Origin of the sequence: Pseudomonas sp. YY-1, assembly GCF_002843095.1 — a bacterium.
In the GTDB taxonomy this organism is placed as follows: Bacteria; Pseudomonadota; Gammaproteobacteria; order Pseudomonadales; family Pseudomonadaceae; genus Aquipseudomonas; species Aquipseudomonas sediminis_A.
The window spans coordinates 140,809-161,347 of the sequence record NZ_PJLX01000007.1 but is presented as its reverse complement, the minus strand read 5'-3'; the positions used below and the strand labels follow the sequence as shown (position 1 = coordinate 161,347).

Sequence of the window (20,539 nt, the reverse complement as noted above, 5' to 3'; positions counted from 1 at the left end):
TGCATGCCACGCCAACCCTTATGAGCCGGGGCTTACAGCCTTACTTCAAACAATCCTGAAGTAAGTTTTTGCCCCAGCCGATTTTTCCAAGCGCCTGGCCGGTCAAGACTCCGGCCACAACCAGAACGAGCCTGAGGCCTACCCATGGACAAGACCTTCCACCAGCCCCTGGGCGGCAATGAAATGCCCCGCTTCGGCGGCATCGCCACCATGATGCGCCTGCCCCACATCCAGAGCACCGAGGAAAAACGCCAGCTCGACGCCGCCTTCGTCGGCGTGCCGCTGGACATCGGTACCTCGCTGCGCTCCGGCACCCGCTTCGGCCCGCGCGAGATTCGCGCCCAGTCGGTGATGATCCGCCCGTACAACATGGCCACCGGCGCCGCCCCCTTCGACTCGCTGAACGTGGCCGATATCGGTGACGTGGCGATCAACACCTTCAACCTGCTCGACGCCGTGCGCATCATCGAAGCGGCCTACGACGAGATCGTCGAACTCGGCATCAAGCCGCTGACGCTGGGCGGCGACCACACCATCACCCTGCCGATCCTGCGCGCCCTGCATAAGAAGTACGGCAAGATCGGCCTGGTGCATATCGACGCCCACGCCGACGTCAACGATCACATGTTCGGCGAAAAGATCGCCCACGGCACCACCTTCCGCCGCGCCCAGGAGGAAGGCCTGCTTGACAGCGAGCGCGTGGTGCAGATCGGCCTGCGCGCGCAGGGTTATACCGCCGAGGACTTCAACTGGAGCCGCAAGCAGGGCTTCCGTGTGGTGCAGGCCGAAGAGTGCTGGCACAAGTCGCTGGAGCCGCTGATGGCCGAAGTACGCGAGAAGGTCGGCGGCGGGCCGGTATACCTGTCCTTCGACATCGACGGTATCGACCCGGCCTGGGCGCCCGGCACCGGCACCCCGGAGATCGGCGGTCTGACCACGATCCAGGCCATCGAGATCATTCGCGGCTGCCAGGGCCTGGACCTGATCGGCGGCGACCTGGTCGAGGTCTCCCCACCTTACGACACCACTGGCAACACCTCGTTGCTCGGCGCCAACCTGCTGTACGAAATGCTTTGCGTGCTTCCGGGAGTTCAGCGCCGCTGATCCATGGCCTTTATGCCCGTTCGGGTGTCCTAGACGACACCCGATACATTCAAACAAAAATAATCAAGGTGACCTGATGAATCGCGAAGACACTGCCCCAGCGCTGGACAAGCAGCCGCCAACCAACGACCCTGCCGCGCGACCTTACGACCTGCGCCAGTTTCTTATTTTCCTGATCCCGTCCCTGCTTGGCGTGCTGCTGTTTCTCACCCCCATCGTCTATGAAGAGAAGGTGACCATCGGCCTCGGCGTCATGGCCGATGCACTCAAGGCCGCCGTCAGCGAACAGTTGCCAGCCATCGCCACCGGGCTGCTGATCATCTCCGCAGTGCTGGGCGTATTCGGCAGCCTGCTCAAGCCGCGCTGGGTCACCGAGCGCCGCGCGCTGGATGATCTGTTCAACCTGCATCCGCTCTGGCTTGGCCTTCGCGTAGTCGGCGCGCTGTTCGCAGCCATGACCTTCTGGCAGTTCGGCCCTGAATGGGTCTGGAGCGCCAACACTGGCGGCGTGGTATTGAAAGATCTGGCGCCAGTACTGATCACCTTCTTCCTAGTCGCCGGCCTGATTCTTCCGCTGCTCACCGACTACGGTCTGATGGAGTTCTGCGGCACCCTGGTGCGCAACGTGTTCCGCAAGATCTTCGGCTTGCCGGGCCGCTCGGCCATCGACGCCATCGCCAGTTGGCTCGGCTCCGGCACCGTTGGCGTGCTGATCACCGCCCAGCAGTACCAGAAGGGTTTCTACAGCGCCCGTGAGGCGGCGGTGATCGCCACCAACTTCTCCATCGCCTCGATCGCCTTCAGCCTGCTGATCACCAGCTTCATGAAGCTCGATCACCTGTTCGTGCCCTTCTACCTGACCGTGGTGGTCGCTGGCCTCGCCGCCGCCATCATCACCCCGCGCATCCCGCCGCTGTCATGGAAGAAGGACGAGTACGTCGCCGGCGTCGGCAAGCAGATTCAGGAAGACGTGCCGGCCGGCACCTCGCTGCTGTGCTGGGGCCTGACCCAAGCGGTCCAACGCGCCAATGCCAATCCCTCTCCCGTGCAGATGGTGAAGATCGGCGTACACAACGTGGTCGACATCTGGCTCGGTTTGCTGCCGTTGGTGATGGCCATCGGCACCGTGTCCCTGGCGATTGCCGAGTTCACACCGATCTTCAACTGGCTGTCCTACCCCTTCGTGCCACTGCTCGAAGCCCTGCAGTTGCCAGAAGCGGCCAAGGCAGCACCGGCCATGCTGGTGGGTTTCGCCGACATGTTCCTGCCGGCGGTACTGGGCAAGGGCATCGAAAGTGAGCTGACCCGTTTCGTGGTGGCCTGCGTGTCGCTGACCCAGCTGATCTATATGTCCGAAGTGGGCGTGCTGATCCTCAAGGCCAAGCTGCCGCTGAACCTGCTGGAGCTGTTCGTCATCTTCATCATCCGCACCCTGATCACCCTGCCGATCATCGCGCTGATGGCGCACTGGATCGTCGGCTGACGTCGACACAAGGACCTGACCATGACCACCTGCGGCGAATTTCTCGTCAAGCAACTCGAAGCCTGGGGCGTCGACACCGTGTTCGGCATTCCCGGCGTGCATACCGTGGAGCTCTACCGTGGCCTGCCGCACAGCGGCATCCGCCATGTCACCCCGCGCCACGAACAGGGCGCCGGCTTCATGGCCGACGGCTACGCGCGCGTCTCGGGCAAGCCTGGCGTGTGCTTCATCATCACCGGGCCGGGGATGACCAACATCCTCACCGCCATGGGCCAGGCCTATGCCGACTCGATCCCGATGCTGGTGATCTCCAGCGTCAACGAGCGCGAACGCCTGGGCCTGGGCAAGGGCTATCTGCACGAGCTGCCCAACCAGCGGGCGATGACGGCAGGCGTCACCGCCTTCAGCCACACGCTGATGAGCGTCGAGGAACTGCCCGCCATCCTGTCTCGCGCCTTTACCGTGTTCGAGGGCGAGCGGCCACGCCCGGTGCACATCGAGTTGCCGCTGGACATCATCACCGCCGACGCCTCGCACATGTCCCTGGCGCCGCGCCCGACGGTGCGCCGCCCGGCGCCGAACCGCACGCTGATCCGCGAGGCCACCGGGCTGCTCAAGCAGGCCGAACGCCCTTTACTGCTGCTCGGTGGTGGCTGCGTCGCCGCCGAGGCCGAGGCGCGCGCCCTGGCTGCCGCGCTGGATGCACCGACGGCGCTGACCATCAACGCCAAGGGCCTGCTGCCGCCGGGCCATCCGCTGCTGCTGGGCAGTAACCAGTCGCTGCGCCCGGTGCGCGACCTGGCGCTGGAGGCCGACGTGGTACTGGCCATCGGCACCGAGCTGGGCGAGACCGACTACGACGTGGTGTTCGACGGCGACTTCCACCTGCCTGGCCGGCTGATCCGCATCGACATCGACGGCCAGCAACTGCAGCGCAACTTCACCCCGCACCTGGCGATTCAAGGCGATGCGCGTCTGGCCATGCGCATGCTGCTGGCCGAGTTCGATCCCCGTCAGCCAGGCGAACACAGCCCCGGCGCCCAGCGTACTGCTGCCGTGCAGGAGCGGCTCGCCGAGGATTTCAGTGGTTGGGCGCACTACCGCCAGTTGTTCGACTGTATTCTCGAGGCCCTGCCCGATGCCCGCTTCGTCGGCGACTCGACGCAGACCGTGTACAGCGGCAACCATCTGGTGGAACTGGATGGCGCGCGGCGCTGGTTCAACGCCTCCACCGGCTACGGCACCCTCGGCTACGGTCTGCCGGCAGCCATCGGCGCCAAGCTGGCCGAACCCACCCGCCCGGTGATAAGCCTGATGGGTGACGGCGGTATCCAGTTCACCCTGCCCGAATTGGCCAGCGCGGTCGAAGCCAGGGTCGGCATCATCGTCCTGCTGTGGAACAACGCCGGCTACGGCGAGATCAAGCGCTACATGCAGCGCCGCGATATCACCCCGATTGCCGTCGACATCTACACGCCGGATCTGCTGGCCATCGCCCGTGGCTTTGGCTGCGCCGCCGAGCGCGCGCGCGATCATTCCCATCTGGCCGAGCTGCTGCGCAGCGCGCCCGAAGACCGCCCCTTGATCATCGAAGTGCAGGAGGCTGCGCCATTTCATCCCTGACTAGATCAATCGCGGCTAAAGCCCCTCCCACGGAAATAGAGGTGCCCCTGTGGGAGGGGCTTTAGCCGCGAGCCCGCGTGACCATAACCACAAGATTCAGCTGTACCACTGACTGCCGCCCACCAATACCAATAATCAAGCATCGGGGAGTCGTTCCATGTTCAAGAATCTCAGCCAGCATTTCGGCCAGGATGGCCTTGCCCCTACCGACAAGGCGCATCGCAGCCTCGGCCTGGGCGGCACCATCGCCCTGTGGCTGGGCGCCAACGTGGTGGTCACCACCATCCTCACCGGCATGCTGCTGGTGCCGGATCTGAAATTCACCCAGGCCATGCTCATCGTCCTGATCGGTTCGGGTATCGGCATCCTGCCGCTGGTGCTGGTCGGGCTGATGGGTCAGCGCTCGGGCCTGACCACCATGGTGCTGGCACGCGGCAGCTACGGCTCGCGCGGCGCCAAGCTGCCGTCGCTGGTCAATCTGCTGACCCTGCTGGCCTGGAGCTGGATCCAGGCACTGCTGGCCGGTATGAGCCTGAACTACGCAGTGGAGCACCTGACCGGCTACTCCAACCTGCCGCTGTTCACCATCCTCTGCGAAACCCTGGTGTTGCTGATCGCCCTGCGCGGCCACCTGGGCATCGAGCGCGTCGAGCGCTGGGCCGCCATCGGCATGCTTCTGCTGGCCGGCGCGGTGTTCTACGTGATGGGGCAGAAATTCGAATTCGCCAGCCTGCTGGCCATGCCGACCGAGCCGCGTAACGAGATCACCCCCGGTATCGCCTTCGATATCGTTATTGCCACCGCGTTCTCCTGGATTCCACTGGCCGCCGACTACAACCGCAACTGCCGCAGTCAGGGCGTGGCAGGGGTCGGTACCTGGGTCGGTTATGTCGCCGCCACCCTGCTGGCCATGGGCCTGGGCGCCACGGTGTCGGGCTTCTCGGTACTGACCGGCATGGAGCAGACCTACGACCCTGCCGTGCTGTTAGCTGGTTTCGGCTTCGGCCTGCCAGCGGCCATCGTGGTGTTCCTCTCGGTGATGACCACCAACGTCATGTGCGTCTACAGCGCCTCGCTGTCGTACCTCAACATCAGCCCGAAAACCCCGTTCTGGAAGCCGGCACTGTGCATCGGCGTGCTGTCGATCCTCGGCTCGCAGATACCCGGTATCCTCGACAATTTCCAGAGTTTCCTGCTGGTGATCGGCAGCGTGTTCATCCCGGCCTTCGCCGTGCTGATCGCCGACTACTTCCTGATCCACAAGGGCGACTACGCCGTTGACGAACTGCTCAGCGAAGACGGCGGCCGCTACCGTTACCTGAACGGTTTCAACCCGGCGGCCTTCGTTGCCTATGGCCTGGGCGCCGTGCTGGCCTACTACTGGGGCTGGGTCTCGCCGCTGGCCTGGGGCGCCTCGCTGCCGGTGTTCCTGATCACCGCCACCAGCTACGCCGTGTTGCGTCGCTGGGTGCTGGTGCCACGGGCGCAGCTGGCGTAGCGTGATAACAACCGTGGCGGTTGCACCCGCCCTACTCGTCATACGAACCTGTAGGGCGGGTGCAACCTGCCAGTGAGGTAATTTCCCGTCATGAAAATCGTCAGCCGCGACCGCTGGTTCGAGGTGGAACACCGCCACGACGGCATCTGCCTGATCCACGAGCCCTACGTGCGCCCCTTCTACCGCTGCAACATGTGGCATGTGCAGGGGCGCGAGCATGACGTGCTGATCGACTCCGGTTCCGGACTGGTCAGCCTGCGCGAGCAACTGCCGTGGCTGACCGAAAAGCCGCTGCTGGCGGTGGCCAGCCACTGCCACTTCGACCATATCGCCGGGCATCACGAATTCGATGAGCGCCTGGTGCATCCGGCCGAGGCCGACATTCTGGCCGCACCGGACGGCGCCAACACCCTGGCGACGGACTTCGTCGGCGACGAGATGTTCGAGGCGCACCCGGATTGCCCGCTGTGCTACGCCGAATACCGCGTGCGAGCAGCGCCGGCCACGCGCCTGATCGAGGATGGCGACGTGCTGGATCTGGGTAATCGGGTCTTGCAGGTGCTGCACACGCCCGGTCATTCACCGGGTGGCATCAGCCTATGGGAAGCGAAGACGCAGACGCTGTTTTCTGGCGACATCCTCTACGACGGCCCGTTGATCGAGGACGCCTACCATTCGAATCTGGAAGATTACGCACAGAGTCTGTCGCGCTTGCGCGAACTGCCCGTTCGCACCGTACATGGCGGGCATTTCGCGAGTTTCTCGGGAGAGCGGATGCGCGAGCTGATAGGCGCCTGGTTCGACGTCCATCGGCTCACCTGAAACTTCAGGGCACCTCTAAAAACGTAGGCGAGGCAGCCAGCGCAATACCGATGGCGGCCCCGCAAAAACAGGCGAAAAACACTCGGATTCGCGTTCGACTTTACGCGCTGTAAATGAGCATTTTGATCGGACTCGCGCACGAGCCTGTTTTTAACGCCGCGATGGCAACGCAGGTAGTTTCTAGAGGTGCCCTTCAGCGACGCTGACGCGCTTCGCGACTCAGACGCTCCTGCTCGGCTTCGCTGATACGAATTGGCTGAGGTTGCGGGACAAGGCCAAGGGCCTGCAACAGGGCTTGCAGTTGTTCTTGCAGCTTGGCGAGCATGGGTACGACCTCCTGCCAAGTAAAGGGAAGAGCCAGCGGCTCATTTATCAGATTAGGCCGGACAAACCGGATTTCAACCAGGCGCCGTCAAATTACCGGGCTCTTGCGCCGATAAGGGAACACGTCGATCACCTTGCCTGCGCGAATCGCCTCCTGCAACTGTTTCCAGTAATCGGCTTCGTACAGGTTGCCATGCAGCTGGCTGAATAGACGGCGCTGCTTGATATCGGCGAACAGGAACGGCGGAAACTCCTCGGGGAACACGTCCATCGGCCCCACCGAATACCAGGGTTCGGAACTCATCTCGTCCTCGGGAAAGCACGGCGGCGGAATACGGCGGAAATTCACCTCGGTGAGAAAGCAGATCTCGTCGTAGTCGTAGAACACCACGCGGCCATGGCGGGTAACACCGAAGTTCTTCAGCAGCATGTCGCCGGGGAAGATGTTCGCGGCGGCCAGTTGCTTGATGGCCAGGCCGTAGTCGTCCAGTGCCTCGCGCACCTGCGCCTCGTTGGCGCTCTCCAGATAGAGGTTGAGCGGGGTCATGCGCCGCTCGGTCCAGCAGTGGCGTACCAACACGGTGTCGCCCTCCACCACCACGGTGGAAGGTGCCACTTCCAGCAGCTCAGCCAGGCACTCGGGCTCGAACTTGGCCTTGGGAAAACGGAAATCGGCGAACTCCTGGGTATCGGCCATGCGCCCTACGCGGTCGACGCTCTTCACCAGGCGGTACTTTACGATCACCGTATTGCGATCCACCGTCTTGGCGTGGGCGAAACGGTCCTTGATGATCTTGAATACGGTGTTGAAGCCCGGCAGGGTGAACACGCTCATCACCATGCCGCGCACACCGGGCGCCATGATGAAGCGGTCATCGGTACTGGCCAGGTGACCGATCAGGGCGCGGTAGAACTCGGATTTGCCGTGCTTGTAGAAGCCGATCGAGGTGTACAGCTCGGCGACGTGCTTGCCCGGCAGGATGCGCTTGAGAAAGCCGACGAACTCGGCCGGGATGGCCACGTCCACCATGAAGTAGCTGCGGGTGAAGGAGAAGATGATCGACACCTCCGCCTCGTCAGTGATCGCCGCATCGGCCTGGATACCCTGCCCTTCGCGGTGCAGCAGCGGGATCGCCAGCGGCCACTGCTCCTCACGGTTGTAGATGCGCCCGATCAGGTAGGCGCCCTTGTTGCGATACAGCACCGAGGAGAACAGTTCGATGCACAGCTGCGGGTCCTTGCAGACCCAGTCCGGCAGGCTGGCGCGCAGTTGCTCTTCCAGGCGCTGCAGGTCGCGCGGCAGGTCCTCGTATGGAGCATCGAAACGGTAATCGTCGAAGATCCTCTGAAGCGCCAGGTGCAGCTCGCCAGTAGGCCGGTAGCTGCGCGTCTGCGCCGCGCTGGGCTGGTTGCGTAGTGATGGCCGCGTGGTGTGGATGAACATGCAGCCATCGCTGATCTGGTCATGGCTGAACAGGCTGCAGAAGATCGAGTTGAACCAGGTTTCCGCCAGTTCGTCGTCGAAGCGCAGGTCGATCAGGGCAATGTAGGCACTCTTGACCAGCGGCCACTGCCCGACTTCCAGCAGCGAAGCATCGAACCCTTGCAGCAAGTGCTCGCGGGTTTCTGCGACCTTCTCCTCATATAGATTGATACGCGCCGCCGAAGCCTGCTGCGCCTCCTGCCATTGCGCCTGCTCGAAGCGCAAGCGCGCGCCATCGGTGATCTGGCGAAAATGCTCGCGGTAATCATCGAACCCCTCGAGGATCAGGCGAGCGATCTCGCCAGCCGGCCATTGCTGCCCCATTACGCATGCCTCATCCGCAGTGATCAGCCGAGCTTAGCCGACAACGCTGGCCTGGATGCAACCGGGAATCGCCAAAGCCTCCACGATTGCATGTCGCGGCTAAAGCCCCTCCCACATTTTCGCTGCAGCAGCGCCCCTCCCAAACATTCGAAAGTGCAATGCGGATTGCCAGAACCCCGCCCAGCGGCAACACTCTCGGCCCCACCCTACCGGATACTCCGCCTTGCGTACCGCCGATCTGCTCCGCCTGCTGCTGCTCGCCGCCATCTGGGGCGCCAGCTTCCTGTTCATGCGCGTTGCCGCCCCCGTGCTGGGAAGCATGCCGACCGCTTTCTTTCGCGCCAGCTTCGGCGCGCTGGGGCTGCTCGCACTGCTTTTGCTGCTGCGCACGGACTGGGACTTCCGCGGCAAATTTCGCATCTGCCTGGGTTTGGGCGTGATCAATGCAGGCCTGCCTTCAGCCATGTATTGCCTGGCGGCATTGATCCTACCGGCTGGTTACTCGGCGATCTTCAACGCCACCACCCCGCTGATGGGTGTATTGATCGGCGCACTGTTTTTCCATGAGGGCATCACCCGCAGCAAGGCGGCGGGCGTATTTATCGGTCTGCTTGGCGTTGCGGTGCTGACCCGCACCGGCCCGGTGGCCTTCGACCTCCAACTGCTGCTCGGTGCCGGCGCCTGCCTGGTGGCCACCACCTGCTACGGCTTTGCCGGCTTTCTTACCCGGCGCTGGATCGGCCAACAGGGCGGCCTGGACAATCGCCTCACTGCCTTCGCCAGCCTCGCGGGTGCCAGCCTGTTTCTGCTACCGCTGTTCGGCGGCAGCCTGGCGCTGCAACCGCCGCCGAGCTGGGGCGGCATTGAGGTGTGGCTGTCACTGGCCGGCCTTGGCCTGGTCTGCACCGCGTTCGCCTACGTGCTGTATTTCCGTTTGCTGGCCGATATCGGACCGATCAAGGCCAGCACCACCACCTTCCTCATCCCGCCATTCGGCGTGCTATGGGGCGCTTTGCTGCTGGGTGAGCCACTGAGCTGGGCCTACCTGCCTGGCTGCGTGTTGATCGCATTGGCGCTGTGGCTGGTGGTCAGACCAGCAGTTACCATAACGTAGGGGGCGCTGCGCGCACCGAGCTCACCGCGACACCATCCCGCTGTGCGAAGCCCTACGAAAAAGCCGCCCGAAGGCGGCTTTGATAACGAGTGCTAGCAACTCTTACTGCTGCAGCTCCTGCTCGGTGAACATATCGCTGAACAGCATGCTCGACAGGTAGCGCTCCCCGGAGTCAGGCAGGATCACCACGATGGTCTTGCCTTGCATCTCTGGTTTCTCAGCCAAACGCACCGCCGCCACCATCGCTGCGCCGCAAGAGATACCGCAGAGAATGCCCTCCTCACGCATCAGGCGCAGAGCCATGGCCTTGGCGTCGTCGTCATTGACCTGCTCGACCTGATCGACCATCGCCAGATCGAGGTTCTTCGGCACGAAACCGGCGCCGATGCCCTGGATCTTGTGCGGGGCCGGCTTGACCTCGTCACCCGCCAGGGTCTGGCTGATTACCGGCGAACCCACTGGCTCCACCGCAACCGAGAGGATCGGCTTGCCCTGGGTCTGCTTGATGTAACGCGAAACCCCGGTGATGGTGCCGCCAGTCCCCACGCCCGCTACCAGCACGTCGATGGCGCCTTCGGTGTCACGCCAGATTTCCGGGCCGGTGGTCTTCTCGTGGATGGACGGGTTGGCCGGGTTCTCGAACTGCTGCGGCAAGTAATAGTCAGGGTTGGCAGCGGCCAGTTCGTTGGCCTTCTCGATCGCGCCCTTCATGCCCTTGGCCGGTTCGGTCAGTACCAGTTCGGCGCCAAGGGCCTTGAGCACCTTGCGCCGCTCCAGGCTCATCGAGGCCGGCATGGTCAGCACCAGCTTGTAGCCACGTGCGGCAGCGACGAAGGCCAGGCCGATGCCGGTGTTGCCCGAGGTCGGTTCGACGATGGTCATGCCCGGCTTGAGCACACCGCGCTCCTCGGCATCCCAGATCATGCTGGCACCGATGCGGCACTTGACCGAATAGGCCGGGTTGCGCCCCTCGATCTTGGCGAGGATGGTCACACCTTTCGGCCCCAGGCGATTGATCATCACCAGCGGCGTGTTACCGATGGCCTGGGAGTTGTCAGCGAAAATGCGGCTCATGATTCCTTCCTAAGCAGATGGACGATGAATAAGGGGCAACAGCCTATGCCCAGGTGCAGCGTCAGTCCAGCCGAACAGAATGCCGCGCACGCAGTCCATCGAAGATAGATCACTCGATGGACTGTCCGATGAAACGACGCTACAGCTGGCCCCTCAGGGCTCTGCTTGTTGCACTGCTGCTGGTGCTGGCGGCGCAGCTTACGCTGCCCTGGTTGATCCGCGACTACCTCAACGGCAAGCTCGCCGACATGGGCGACTACCGCGGGCATATCGCTGATATCGACCTGGCCTGGTGGCGCGGCGCCTATCGCATCAACGACCTGCGCATCGTCAAGAGCAGCGGCGACGTACCAGTGCCATTGCTCGACGCGCCGCTGATCGATCTGGCGGTAAGCTGGCGGGCACTGTGGTCAGAACACGCCGTGGTCGCGGAAGTGTTCTTCGAGCGCCCACAACTAAATTTCGTCGATGGCGGCGAAAACGACCAGGCCACCCAGACCGGTGCCGGCACCGACTGGCGCGATCAGTTGAACAAGCTGCTGCCCATCACTCTCAACGAACTGCGGGTGATCGACGGCCGCATCAGCTTTCACAATTTCAGCACCGACCCCAAGGTGGAACTGAGCGCTGACCAGGTCAACGCCAGCCTCTACAACCTCACCAACGTCGGTGACGAGCCGGGCGACCGCGTCGCGCACTTCGGAGGTCGGGCGCTGTTGCTGGAGCACGCGCCACTGGAAGCCGAGGCGACCTTCGACCCGTTCGAGCAATTCGAGGACTTCGAACTGCGCCTGCGCGCGAAGGACATCGACCTGACGCGCTTCAACGACTTCGCTCGCGCCTACGGCCGCTTCGACTTCAAACGCGGCAACGGCGACCTGGTGATCGAAGCGCAGGCCAAAAATGCTCAGCTCAACGGCTACATCAAACCCCTGCTGCGCGATGTCGAGGTGTTCGACTGGGAGCAGGACGTCGAAGACGAAGATAAAGGCGTACTGCGCTCGCTTTGGGAGGCCATCGTCGGCGGCAGCGAGACACTGCTGAAGAACCAGCGCCGCGACCAATTTGCCACCCGTGTCGAACTCAGCGGCAGCGTGCACAACCAGCAGACCAGCGCATTCCAGGCCTTCATCGCCATCCTGCGTAATGGTTTCGTCGAAGCCTTCACGCCCCGCTACGAACGCCCGCCACCTCAGCAAGACGGCAATTGAGCTGTAGTCGCAAGCAGCGGTGACTGCCCATTCAGTGACTGAATACTGCGTCTGCGTTCACAGCCACCGGAGCTGCGCGTTATAGTCGCGCTCTGAATTTCTGCTGCGGGCCGGCCCCGCGCGTTACCGTTCCGAGGATTTTCCGATGAAGTTCGAAGGCACCCAGTCCTACGTCGCCACCGACGACCTCAAGCTCGCGGTCAACGCCGCCATCACCCTGCAGCGCCCGCTGCTGGTCAAGGGTGAGCCGGGCACCGGCAAGACCATGCTCGCCGAGCAACTAGCCGACGCCTTCGGCGCCAAGCTCATTACCTGGCACATCAAATCCACCACCAAGGCGCACCAAGGCCTGTACGAATACGATGCGGTCAGCCGTCTGCGCGACTCGCAGCTCGACTCGGACAAGGTTCACGACGTTCGCAACTACATCAAGAAAGGCAAGCTGTGGGAGGCGTTCGAGTCCGACGAGCGCGTGATCCTGTTGATCGACGAGATCGACAAGGCCGACATCGAGTTCCCCAACGACCTGTTGCAGGAACTCGACAAGATGGAGTTCTACGTTTACGAAACCGACGAGACGATCAAGGCTAAGCAGCGCCCGATCATCATCATCACCTCGAACAACGAGAAGGAACTGCCGGACGCCTTCCTGCGCCGCTGCTTCTTCCACTACATCGCCTTCCCCGATCGCGACACCCTGAAGAAGATCGTCGACGTGCACTACCCCAACATCAGCGGCGAACTGGTGGCAGAGGCGCTGGATGTGTTCTTCGACGTGCGCAAGGTGCCGGGCCTGAAGAAGAAGCCCTCTACCAGCGAACTGGTGGACTGGCTCAAGCTGCTGATGGCCGACAACATCGGCGAAGCCGTGCTGCGCGAACGCGACCCGACCAAGGCCATCCCGCCGCTGGCTGGCGCCCTGGTGAAGAACGAGCAAGACGTGCAGTTGCTCGAGCGCCTGGCCTTCATGACCCGCCGCGCTTCGCGGTAAACATCGGGCGGCTGCGCGTCGGCCAGCGCCTTTGTAGGGTGGGTTAGCGAAGCGTAACCCACCGCCCAGCCGTCAGGCTGGCAAGCATGATGCCGACGGCATCAACGGTGGGTTACGCCGCTACGCGACTAACCCACCCTACGGATTACCCCGAGGGCACCGAAAATGCTGCTCAACCTGTTCAACGAAATGCGCGCGGCCAAGGTGCCGGTGTCGGTGCGCGAGCTGCTCGACCTGATCAACGCGCTCAAGCACAACGTCGTGTTCGCCGACATGGACGAGTTCTATTACCTGGCGCGCGCGATCCTGGTCAAAGACGAACGTCACTTCGACAAGTTCGACCGCGCCTTCGGCGCCTACTTCAAGGGCCTGGAAAACCTCAACGAGCACATCGAGGCGATGATCCCCGAAGAATGGCTGCGCAAGGAATTCGAGCGCCTGCTGAGCGATGAGGAAAAGGCGCAGATCCAGAGCCTCGGCGGCCTGGACAAGCTGATCGAGGAATTCAAGAAACGCCTCGAAGAACAGAAGGAAAAGCACGCCGGCGGCAACAAGTGGATCGGCACCGGTGGCACCAGCCCGTTCGGCTCCGGCGGCTACAACCCCGAAGGCATTCGTGTCGGCGATGCCGGCAAGCGCCAGGGCAAGGCCGCCAAGGTTTGGGATCAGCGTGAGTACAAGAACCTCGACGACCAGGTCGAGCTGGGCACGCGCAATATCAAGGTGGCACTGCGCCGCCTGCGCAAGTTCGCCCGCCAGGGCGCAGCCGAAGAGCTCGATCTGGACGGCACCATCGACCACACCGCGAAAGATGGCGGCCTGCTCAATATCCAGATGCGCCCGGAGCGACGCAACACGGTCAAGCTCCTGCTGTTGCTGGACATCGGCGGCTCGATGGATGCCCACGTCAAGGTCTGCGAAGAGCTGTTCAGCGCCTGCAAGACCGAGTTCAAGCATCTTGAATACTTCTACTTCCACAACTTCATCTACGAAAGCGTGTGGAAGAACAACATGCGCCGCACCAGCGAGCGCACCTCGACCCTGGACTTGCTGCACAAGTACGGCGCCGACTACAAGGTGGTGTTCGTCGGCGATGCGGCCATGGCGCCTTACGAAATCACCCAGGCCGGCGGCAGCGTCGAACACTGGAACGAGGAAGCCGGCTACGTCTGGATGAAGCGCTTCACCGAGAAGTTCAAGAAGATCATCTGGATCAACCCCTACCCCAAGGACACCTGGAACTACACCGCCTCCACCGGCCTGGTGCGCGAGCTGATCGAAGATCGCATGTACCCGCTGACCCTGCAGGGCCTGGAAGACGGCATGAAGTACCTGTCCAAGTAAGGCATCGAGCCGCAATGAAAAACGCCGCGAACCCTGTAGAGGATTCGCGGCGTTTCGCTATTCGGAGGCAGGCGCCTGGCTTGCATATTCCTGGGCCAACCGACCGAGCATCCTATCGGTGTAGTCGAAGCAGTAGTCCAGTTTCTCGTGCGCCTTGAGATAGTCCACGGCGGAACGGAGCGACATGTCGCTCAGACATTTCTCGACCAGAGCGCTGCTAATCGGCAACCCTTCCTCAGGCATATCGGGAATGCGCTCGCGGACGAAATCGGCGCTGGTGGCCAGTCGATTGGCATCGACAGCAAAGGCCCATTCACGCACGCTCGCGTCATGCAGCGTACCGCCACGATCCCAGCCGTCGGCGAAGCGATTCGCTTCGCCACAACCGGCACTCAGCGTCAGTACAACGGCAACTGAGGTACCGCGTAACGCATCCCTGCACATGACGCTACCACGCCTCAAACTCACCGCTTGTCCGCACCGTCTGGCTTGTTCAGGTCCATCACAGTCTGCGCCGGGGTCTGCGGAGGCTCTTCCGGCTTGCTCTCGGCATTGGCTACTGGCGCTTGCGACGCACTCGCCGCTTCGCTGGGCGCGTCCTTCTTGCGCAGGCCGATGCGCTTGAACAGCCAACCGCCCAGCACCACCGGTATGAACCAGAACTTCTTCAGCAGCACCAGCAATAGCGCCAGCAAACCGGTCTTGGCCGCTACCTTGCCAGCCACCAGCGCCCCCAGGCCATAGGCCGCTACGGTGTCCAGATCCGGGTCGAATTCGGCATAGCGCTGACCAGGGTTGAAGTCGGTCGCAGCCAGTACGGCCGGCACATTGGCTTCAATCTCCGCCAGCTGATCCATATTGGCGACGAAGTTCAGCACCAGCACGCCCTTACGGCCGAGCACGCGGATGTTGTAGTTCAGGGTGTTGGTCTCACTGTCACCGAACTTCAGTTCCTTGGCCCAATGCAGCTTCTTGCCTTCGGCATCGTAGCGTGGCGCTGCGGCCCAGCCGACCAGTTGTACCGGCTCGTAACCGTTCTCTTCACGCCAGGTGTTGGCCTCGCGCATGTCGGCCTGCATGTCCTTGAGCATGTCGCCATAGTCGATGTCAGCGGCGTCCTCGTCGGACACGTAGCCACTGTCTTCATATTCGACTGTCACGCCCCAGGATTCATCGGCCAACGGCGACACGCCGGCCGGCAGGATCATGCCCAGCGGCGGGACGTCATCCGGCGGGTTGCCCCAAGCGTCGACCAGCAGGCGCTGGGCATTCTCACCGTCGAGAAACACCAGCGAATCGGGCAGGTTGAGGCTGGCAAGGTCATTGCCCAGGACGATGCGGCCGCTCTTGAACTCAAGGCTGGCGACGAATTCTTCCGGGCTGATGTACTGCGCCGAATCATCGCTCTCGCTGACGTCCTCGCTGACCGCAGCGCTGTCTGGCTCGGTCTCGGGGTTGGCGTAGGCGGCACAGGTGAACGGCAGGACAGCAGCCAGCGCGGCTGCCAGGATCGAATCCTTGATCGACATGGAAACTCCAGTAACACGAGAGAGGGATAAATGTAACGCCGTATTACATTAACACGCCCTGCCTCATGCTCAGGCGAACCAGTGCACTTTTTCGTTGCTTTTCATCGCAGGCAACCACCCGCCGGATCCGTGCAAAAACACGCCCGACGCTGCCTGCCCTCAGTGCCAGTGTCGTTGCTGCGCTCGCCGAGTGCGCCCTGCTCCGAACAGCCAGCCGCACAGCACCACCAGCACCTCGGCCAACCAGGCCAGCAGCAAGGCGCTGATCACGCCCCAGAGAATTGCATCCGGGGTGAACAGCACCTGATAGCGGTACGCCTGCAGGGTCTCCTCGAACAACTCGTGATCGGCGCCAGTCGCCAGGTGCCAGGCCTGGGTGTACCAGGGGCCCTGCATGGCCTGCCATTCCCGTTCGAGCAAGGCAGAGCGCTGCACCAGGTGCCCGACGCTCTTGGCATCGCTACGCATCACCGGGTCGTCGCTGACGCGATAGTGCGCCACCAGCGCGTCCATATCGCCCTTGAAGAAATTGCGCGCAGTTTCCTGAAAGCCTTTGAGGCTTTGCTGCGACTCCAGACGATGGGCTTCGACGCGCTTGGCGTAGTCATCGATGAAACCCGGCACCTGCACGCCAAGTAACAGGCCGAAGGCGAACAGCGTCAGACGCAGGTAGCTTCTAAGCATGGGATCAGGCCTTGCCGTGAGTGATGCATTCGCCGCGTCGCCACAGGCGCCATTCGCCCGGCTGATACAGCGACCATTGTTCGTTGTCGGTCAGGGGTTCGGTGGCGATGACCGTCACCACGTCGTTGGGCGTGGTTTCCGACTGGAAATCCACCTTCAGGTCGGCGTCCTTGAGTTGCGCGGGGCCGAACGGCGCGCGCCGGGTGATATGCGCCAGCTTGGTCGAGCAGAAGCTGAACAGCCAATCGCCATCGCTGAGCAGGCAGTTGAATACGCCAAGCTGACGGTAGCTGGCACAAGCCGCTACCAGCACAGGCAGCAGCATTTCCACCGATACCGGCTCGGGAAAGGCCCGGCGTACTCGGTTGAGCAGGTCGCAGAACGCCGCTTCGCTGTCGGTCTCACCTATCGGTCGGTAGAAACTGGTGGAGCCCTGCAGGCCGGCCAGTTGCCCGTTGTGTGCGAAACACCAGTTACGCCCCCACAGCTCACGGCTGAAAGGATGGGTGTTGACCAGGCAAACCTTGCCGACGTTGGCCTGACGAATGTGGCCGATCACCACCTCGCTCTTGATCGGGTAACGCTGCACCAACTGCGCCACCTCGGACTCACTGCTCGCCCGCGGGTCCTGAAACAGACGCAGGCCGCGCCCTTCGTAGAAACCGATGCCCCAGCCATCGCGATGCGGGCCGGTGCGGCCACCACGCTGCATCAGCCCGGTGAAACTGAACACGATATCGGTGGGTACATTGGCGCTCATGCCGAGCAATTCGCACATCTAATCAATTCTCCTTGCCGAGGATCAGGCGTAGACGATCGGCTTCATCTTGCAGACGCGCTTCGATTCGCTTGCGGCCCATTGGCAGAAAACGCACCAGCAATCGCCAGAGCAGCGCTGGCAGGTCGCCTGGCTGGCGTGGAATCAGGTGTAAATGAAGGTGGGGCACGTGCTGATTGGAATCCGGACCATCGTTGATCAGCAGGTTGATGCCGTTCTTGCCAAAGCCCGCATCACGCAGCGCGGCGGCGATACGCTCGGCCAGCGTCAGCAGACGCTCACGCACCATCGGCGGCAAGTCACGCAGAAACGGAGCATGCAGGCGGCTGACGATCAACACATGGGCCGGCCGCATCGGGAAGATATCCAGCAGCACGATGAAGTCATCGTCCTCATACAGGCGATGAGCGGGCAGCCGTTGCTCGGCAATGGCACAAAACACGCAATCCATCAGGCCTCCCTTGCACAAGGCCATCATGCTGAACGCCTGGGCCGGCAGGCGCAAGGGGTCAGATCAAATACGCGGTTCCATACGACCCGAACGATCACGTCCGTAGTCGCGGACTGGCAGGTCGTCTTCTTCCATTCGTTCGCGCAAGGTACGCGGATCTTCGTCGGCCTCGGCCACCTGCTCGCCCTTGCGGCCCTTCCACCAGCGCTCGATGGGCCAGCGCACGGCGACGAACAGCAGGTATACGGCCAGCGCGATGAGGCTGTAGAGCGCCAGATCGGCGACCGCACGCCAGGCGTTGTTGCCGACCTTGAGCAATACGTCCATGGCGGTGACCGCAAGGGCCGGCGCGAACAGTTCACGCGTCGGGTCGACGATGGTCGGGCTGAACAGCAACACGGCCACCAGCACGACGAGCGGCTCGCGCAGGTAGCGCCACATCCAGCTGGTCAGGCGCATCCACACCAACAGGCAACCCAGGGCAGCAATCCCGTAGGCCGCCCAGGCCATGAGGTAGTCGTTTTCATTCATCATAAGCAGGCGCCGGCGTGGCAGGTCTGGCAAAGGGGCGCTTATGATAACGGCTTTTGCCCAATGCGGCGCCCCCGCCGTCGCCCTCTCGTTATCTGGAGCTACGCCATGTCCTCTGCCCCCATCGCCCGCCAGGAAGCCGGCAAAGATCCCTATTGCTGGCTGGAAAACCGCGACAGCGATGAGGTCCTGGCGCATCTGCAGGCAGAAAACGCCTACCTGGATGCCGTACTGGAACCGCAGCAAGCCCTGCGCGAGCAACTGTTCGAGGAAATCAAGGGGCGCATTCGCGAGACTGACCTGTCGCTGCCGACGCCCTGGGGCGACTATCTCTACTACCAGCGCACCACGGCCGGTGACGAGTATCCACGGCACTACCGCTGCCGTCGCCCTGCCGACGGTTCACTGCAGGTCGACAGTGCCACCGAAACGCTGCTGCTCGACCCCAACGCGCTGGCCGACGGCGGTTTTCTTTCCGTGGGTGCATTCAGCATCAGCCCCGACCAGCAGCGCCTGGCCTACAGCCTCGACAGCAGCGGCGACGAGATCTACCGGCTGTTCGTCAAGGAGCTCGCCAGCGGAGGAATCAGCGAACTGCCCTTCGACGACTGCGACGGCAGCATGACCTGGGCCAATGACAGCCAGACGCTGTTCTTTACCGAACTGGACGAGACCCATCGCCCCTACAAGCTCTACCGCCACCGTCTCGGTGACAGCGCCGCACAAGCCATATTCGAGGAAGAGGATGGCCGCTTCTTTCTGCATTGTTACCGCTCCAGCTCCGAGCGCCAGCTGATTTTGCAACTGGGCAGCAAGACCACTAGCGAAGTCTGGGTGCTCGATGCGCAGCAGCCACAGGGCGAATTCAATTGCTTGGCTCCGCGCGAGGAAGGCCATGAATACGACGTCGACCACGGCATGCTGGACGGCCATTGGTGCTGGCTGATCCGCAGCAACCAGAGTGGCATCAACTTCGCGCTGTACCGCGCCACTGAGGACAAGCCGCAGCGCCCGCATTGGCAACAGATTCGCGCTCACGACCCGCAGGTGATGCTCGAAGGCGCCACGCTGAACCAGCGTGCACTCACCCTCGCCCTGCGCGAAGGCGGCCTGCCGATCCTCGAAGTACAGCCGCAGGGGCAGGCGCCCTATCGCGTGCAGCTGCCGGATGCGGCCTACAGCCTCTATGTGCAGGACAGCCTGGAATTCCACAGCCCGGTGATCCGCCTGCGCTACGAAGCGCTGAACCGTCCCGCGCAGGTACGTCAGCTGGAGTTGGCCACGGGTGAACAGCAGGTACTCAAGCAGACGCCGGTAGAAGGTCCGTTCGATGCCGACGCCTATGAAAGTCGCCGTCTCTGGGCCAGCGCGGCCGACGGTACGCAGATCCCGATCAGCCTGGTAGCACGCCGCGAGGTGTTCGCTGCCGGCAAACCGGCGCCGCTCTATCTCTATGGTTACGGCGCCTACGGGGCGAGCCTCGACCCCTGGTTCTCCCACGCGCGCCTAAGCCTGCTAGAACGCGGTTTCGTCTTCGCCATCGCGCACATACGCGGCGGCGGCGAGATGGGCGAAGCCTGGTACCGCGCCGGCAAGCTCGAACACAAACAGAACACCTTCGACGATTTCATCGCCAGCGCCGAACGCCTGATCGCCGAGGGCCTGACCACCACTTCACAGCTGGCGATCAGCGGCGGCAGCGCAGGCGGTCTGCTGATTGGCGCCGTACTCAACCAGCGCCCCGAGCTATTCGCCGCCGCCATCGCCGAAGTGCCGTTCGTCGATGTGCTCAACACCATGCTCAACCCGGACCTGCCGCTGACCGTGACCGAGTACGACGAATGGGGCGATCCGAATCAGCCCGAGGTCTTCGAACGCATCAAGGCGTACGCACCTTACGAGAACGTCCGCGCCCAGACCTACCCGCCCATCCTCGCCGTCGCCGGTTACAACGACAGCCGCGTGCAGTACTGGGAAGCAGCCAAATGGGTGGCGAAACTGCGTCGCGACAAGACCGACGACAACCTGCTGCTACTCAAGACCGATCTCGGCGCCGGCCATGGTGGCATGAGTGGCCGTTATCAGGGCATCAAGGATGTGGCGCTGGAGTACGCGTTTCTGTTCCGTGTGCTCGGGATAGCACACCCGTAGGAGCGGTTGGGCGGCATTGC

The 20,539-nt window shown here is 62.8% G+C and carries 19 protein-coding genes; 10 read left to right on the top strand and 9 right to left on the bottom strand.

Features of this window, described 5'->3' with window-relative positions:
* The first annotated feature begins 144 nt into the window (after positions 1-144).
* From speB to CXP40_RS12305, 5 genes are all read left to right on the top strand, one after another.
* Positions 145-1,104: an agmatinase gene (gene speB, locus CXP40_RS12325; protein WP_106733946.1), complete on the top strand. Its 960-nt coding sequence runs from the start codon at positions 145-147 to the stop codon at positions 1,102-1,104.
* A gap of 76 nt (positions 1,105-1,180) precedes the next feature.
* Positions 1,181-2,587 (top strand): YjiH family protein, encoded by a 1,407-nt coding sequence (locus CXP40_RS12320; protein ID WP_106733945.1) that lies wholly within the window; start codon positions 1,181-1,183, stop codon positions 2,585-2,587.
* A gap of 21 nt (positions 2,588-2,608) precedes the next feature.
* Complete coding sequence (locus tag CXP40_RS12315; RefSeq protein WP_106733944.1) at positions 2,609-4,210, top strand: 5-guanidino-2-oxopentanoate decarboxylase; 1,602 nt, start codon at positions 2,609-2,611, stop codon at positions 4,208-4,210.
* Positions 4,211-4,367: 157 nt separating this feature from the next.
* Positions 4,368-5,708, top strand: a complete 1,341-nt coding sequence (locus CXP40_RS12310; protein WP_106733943.1) for a cytosine permease — start codon at positions 4,368-4,370, stop codon at positions 5,706-5,708.
* 90 nt (positions 5,709-5,798) lie between these two features.
* Entirely contained in the window at positions 5,799-6,530 is a 732-nt protein-coding gene (locus CXP40_RS12305) for an MBL fold metallo-hydrolase (RefSeq protein WP_106733942.1), read from the top strand.
* Positions 6,531-6,723: 193 nt separating this feature from the next.
* Here CXP40_RS12305 and CXP40_RS23990 read toward each other — a convergent pair whose 3' ends face one another.
* Both CXP40_RS23990 and aceK read right to left on the bottom strand, forming a co-directional pair.
* Positions 6,724-6,855 carry a PA1414 family protein gene (locus CXP40_RS23990; RefSeq protein ID WP_256579289.1) on the bottom strand — a complete coding sequence of 44 codons (132 nt, stop codon included), beginning with the start codon at positions 6,853-6,855 and terminating at the stop codon, positions 6,724-6,726.
* Positions 6,856-6,942: 87 nt separating this feature from the next.
* A complete protein-coding gene (aceK, locus tag CXP40_RS12300) occupies positions 6,943-8,661 on the bottom strand; it encodes a bifunctional isocitrate dehydrogenase kinase/phosphatase (protein WP_106733941.1) in 1,719 nt (572 codons plus the stop codon).
* Positions 8,662-8,884: 223 nt separating this feature from the next.
* On the opposite strand from aceK, the gene CXP40_RS12295 reads away from it, so the two are divergent.
* Complete coding sequence (locus CXP40_RS12295) at positions 8,885-9,775, top strand: DMT family transporter (RefSeq protein ID WP_106733940.1); 891 nt, start codon at positions 8,885-8,887, stop codon at positions 9,773-9,775.
* A gap of 102 nt (positions 9,776-9,877) precedes the next feature.
* On the opposite strand, the gene cysK is transcribed toward CXP40_RS12295, so the two are convergent.
* Entirely contained in the window at positions 9,878-10,849 is a 972-nt protein-coding gene (cysK, locus tag CXP40_RS12290) for a cysteine synthase A (protein ID WP_099525312.1), read from the bottom strand.
* Between the two features lie 128 nt (positions 10,850-10,977).
* Between cysK and CXP40_RS12285 the strand changes: the two genes are divergently transcribed.
* The 3 genes from CXP40_RS12285 (at position 10,978) to CXP40_RS12275 (ending at position 14,395) form a co-directional block, all read left to right on the top strand.
* Complete coding sequence (locus CXP40_RS12285) at positions 10,978-12,060, top strand: DUF748 domain-containing protein (protein ID WP_106733939.1); 1,083 nt, start codon at positions 10,978-10,980, stop codon at positions 12,058-12,060.
* 145 nt (positions 12,061-12,205) lie between these two features.
* On the top strand, positions 12,206-13,051 hold the full coding sequence (locus CXP40_RS12280; protein ID WP_013716171.1) for a MoxR family ATPase: 846 nt from the start codon (positions 12,206-12,208) through the stop codon (positions 13,049-13,051).
* Between the two features lie 165 nt (positions 13,052-13,216).
* Positions 13,217-14,395: a VWA domain-containing protein gene (locus tag CXP40_RS12275; protein ID WP_099525310.1), complete on the top strand. Its 1,179-nt coding sequence runs from the start codon at positions 13,217-13,219 to the stop codon at positions 14,393-14,395.
* 57 nt (positions 14,396-14,452) lie between these two features.
* Here the strand turns inward: CXP40_RS12275 and CXP40_RS12270 are convergent, their stop codons facing one another.
* From CXP40_RS12270 to CXP40_RS12245, 6 genes are all read right to left on the bottom strand, one after another.
* Complete coding sequence (locus CXP40_RS12270) at positions 14,453-14,863, bottom strand: hypothetical protein (RefSeq protein WP_256579288.1); 411 nt, start codon at positions 14,861-14,863, stop codon at positions 14,453-14,455.
* Positions 14,860-15,924: a DUF2167 domain-containing protein gene (locus CXP40_RS12265; RefSeq protein ID WP_106733937.1), complete on the bottom strand. Its 1,065-nt coding sequence runs from the start codon at positions 15,922-15,924 to the stop codon at positions 14,860-14,862. The genes CXP40_RS12270 and CXP40_RS12265 overlap by 4 nt, the downstream gene beginning before the upstream one ends.
* Before the next feature lie 159 nt (positions 15,925-16,083).
* Positions 16,084-16,608, bottom strand: a complete 525-nt coding sequence (locus CXP40_RS12260; RefSeq protein WP_106733936.1) for a DUF2937 family protein — start codon at positions 16,606-16,608, stop codon at positions 16,084-16,086.
* 4 nt (positions 16,609-16,612) lie between these two features.
* Positions 16,613-17,386 carry a class II glutamine amidotransferase gene (locus tag CXP40_RS12255; protein WP_099525306.1) on the bottom strand — a complete coding sequence of 258 codons (774 nt, stop codon included), beginning with the start codon at positions 17,384-17,386 and terminating at the stop codon, positions 16,613-16,615.
* Between the two features lie 4 nt (positions 17,387-17,390).
* Positions 17,391-17,837 carry an HIT family protein gene (locus CXP40_RS12250; protein WP_106734023.1) on the bottom strand — a complete coding sequence of 149 codons (447 nt, stop codon included), beginning with the start codon at positions 17,835-17,837 and terminating at the stop codon, positions 17,391-17,393.
* 63 nt (positions 17,838-17,900) lie between these two features.
* Complete coding sequence (locus CXP40_RS12245; protein ID WP_106733935.1) at positions 17,901-18,371, bottom strand: MFS transporter; 471 nt, start codon at positions 18,369-18,371, stop codon at positions 17,901-17,903.
* A 105-nt stretch (positions 18,372-18,476) separates the two neighbouring features.
* On the opposite strand from CXP40_RS12245, the gene CXP40_RS12240 reads away from it, so the two are divergent.
* Complete coding sequence (locus tag CXP40_RS12240; protein ID WP_106733934.1) at positions 18,477-20,519, top strand: S9 family peptidase; 2,043 nt, start codon at positions 18,477-18,479, stop codon at positions 20,517-20,519.
* Positions 20,520-20,539: the final 20 nt, after the last annotated feature.

Coding starts and splice junctions, on each gene's coding strand:
- CXP40_RS12305 (WP_106733942.1), top strand. CDS start 5,799: ATGAAAATCGTCAGCCGCGACCGCTGGTTCGAGGTGGAACACCGCCAC.
- CXP40_RS12310 (WP_106733943.1), top strand. CDS start 4,368: ATGTTCAAGAATCTCAGCCAGCATTTCGGCCAGGATGGCCTTGCCCCT.
- CXP40_RS12245 (WP_106733935.1), bottom strand. CDS start 18,371: ATGATGAATGAAAACGACTACCTCATGGCCTGGGCGGCCTACGGGATT.
- CXP40_RS12260 (WP_106733936.1), bottom strand. CDS start 16,608: ATGCTTAGAAGCTACCTGCGTCTGACGCTGTTCGCCTTCGGCCTGTTA.
- CXP40_RS12265 (WP_106733937.1), bottom strand. CDS start 15,924: ATGTCGATCAAGGATTCGATCCTGGCAGCCGCGCTGGCTGCTGTCCTG.
- CXP40_RS12315 (WP_106733944.1), top strand. CDS start 2,609: ATGACCACCTGCGGCGAATTTCTCGTCAAGCAACTCGAAGCCTGGGGC.
- cysK (WP_099525312.1), bottom strand. CDS start 10,849: ATGAGCCGCATTTTCGCTGACAACTCCCAGGCCATCGGTAACACGCCG.
- aceK (WP_106733941.1), bottom strand. CDS start 8,661: ATGGGGCAGCAATGGCCGGCTGGCGAGATCGCTCGCCTGATCCTCGAG.
- CXP40_RS12285 (WP_106733939.1), top strand. CDS start 10,978: ATGAAACGACGCTACAGCTGGCCCCTCAGGGCTCTGCTTGTTGCACTG.
- CXP40_RS12255 (WP_099525306.1), bottom strand. CDS start 17,386: ATGTGCGAATTGCTCGGCATGAGCGCCAATGTACCCACCGATATCGTG.
- CXP40_RS12240 (WP_106733934.1), top strand. CDS start 18,477: ATGTCCTCTGCCCCCATCGCCCGCCAGGAAGCCGGCAAAGATCCCTAT.
- CXP40_RS12275 (WP_099525310.1), top strand. CDS start 13,217: ATGCTGCTCAACCTGTTCAACGAAATGCGCGCGGCCAAGGTGCCGGTG.
- CXP40_RS23990 (WP_256579289.1), bottom strand. CDS start 6,855: ATGCTCGCCAAGCTGCAAGAACAACTGCAAGCCCTGTTGCAGGCCCTT.
- CXP40_RS12320 (WP_106733945.1), top strand. CDS start 1,181: ATGAATCGCGAAGACACTGCCCCAGCGCTGGACAAGCAGCCGCCAACC.
- speB (WP_106733946.1), top strand. CDS start 145: ATGGACAAGACCTTCCACCAGCCCCTGGGCGGCAATGAAATGCCCCGC.
- CXP40_RS12280 (WP_013716171.1), top strand. CDS start 12,206: ATGAAGTTCGAAGGCACCCAGTCCTACGTCGCCACCGACGACCTCAAG.
- CXP40_RS12250 (WP_106734023.1), bottom strand. CDS start 17,837: ATGGATTGCGTGTTTTGTGCCATTGCCGAGCAACGGCTGCCCGCTCAT.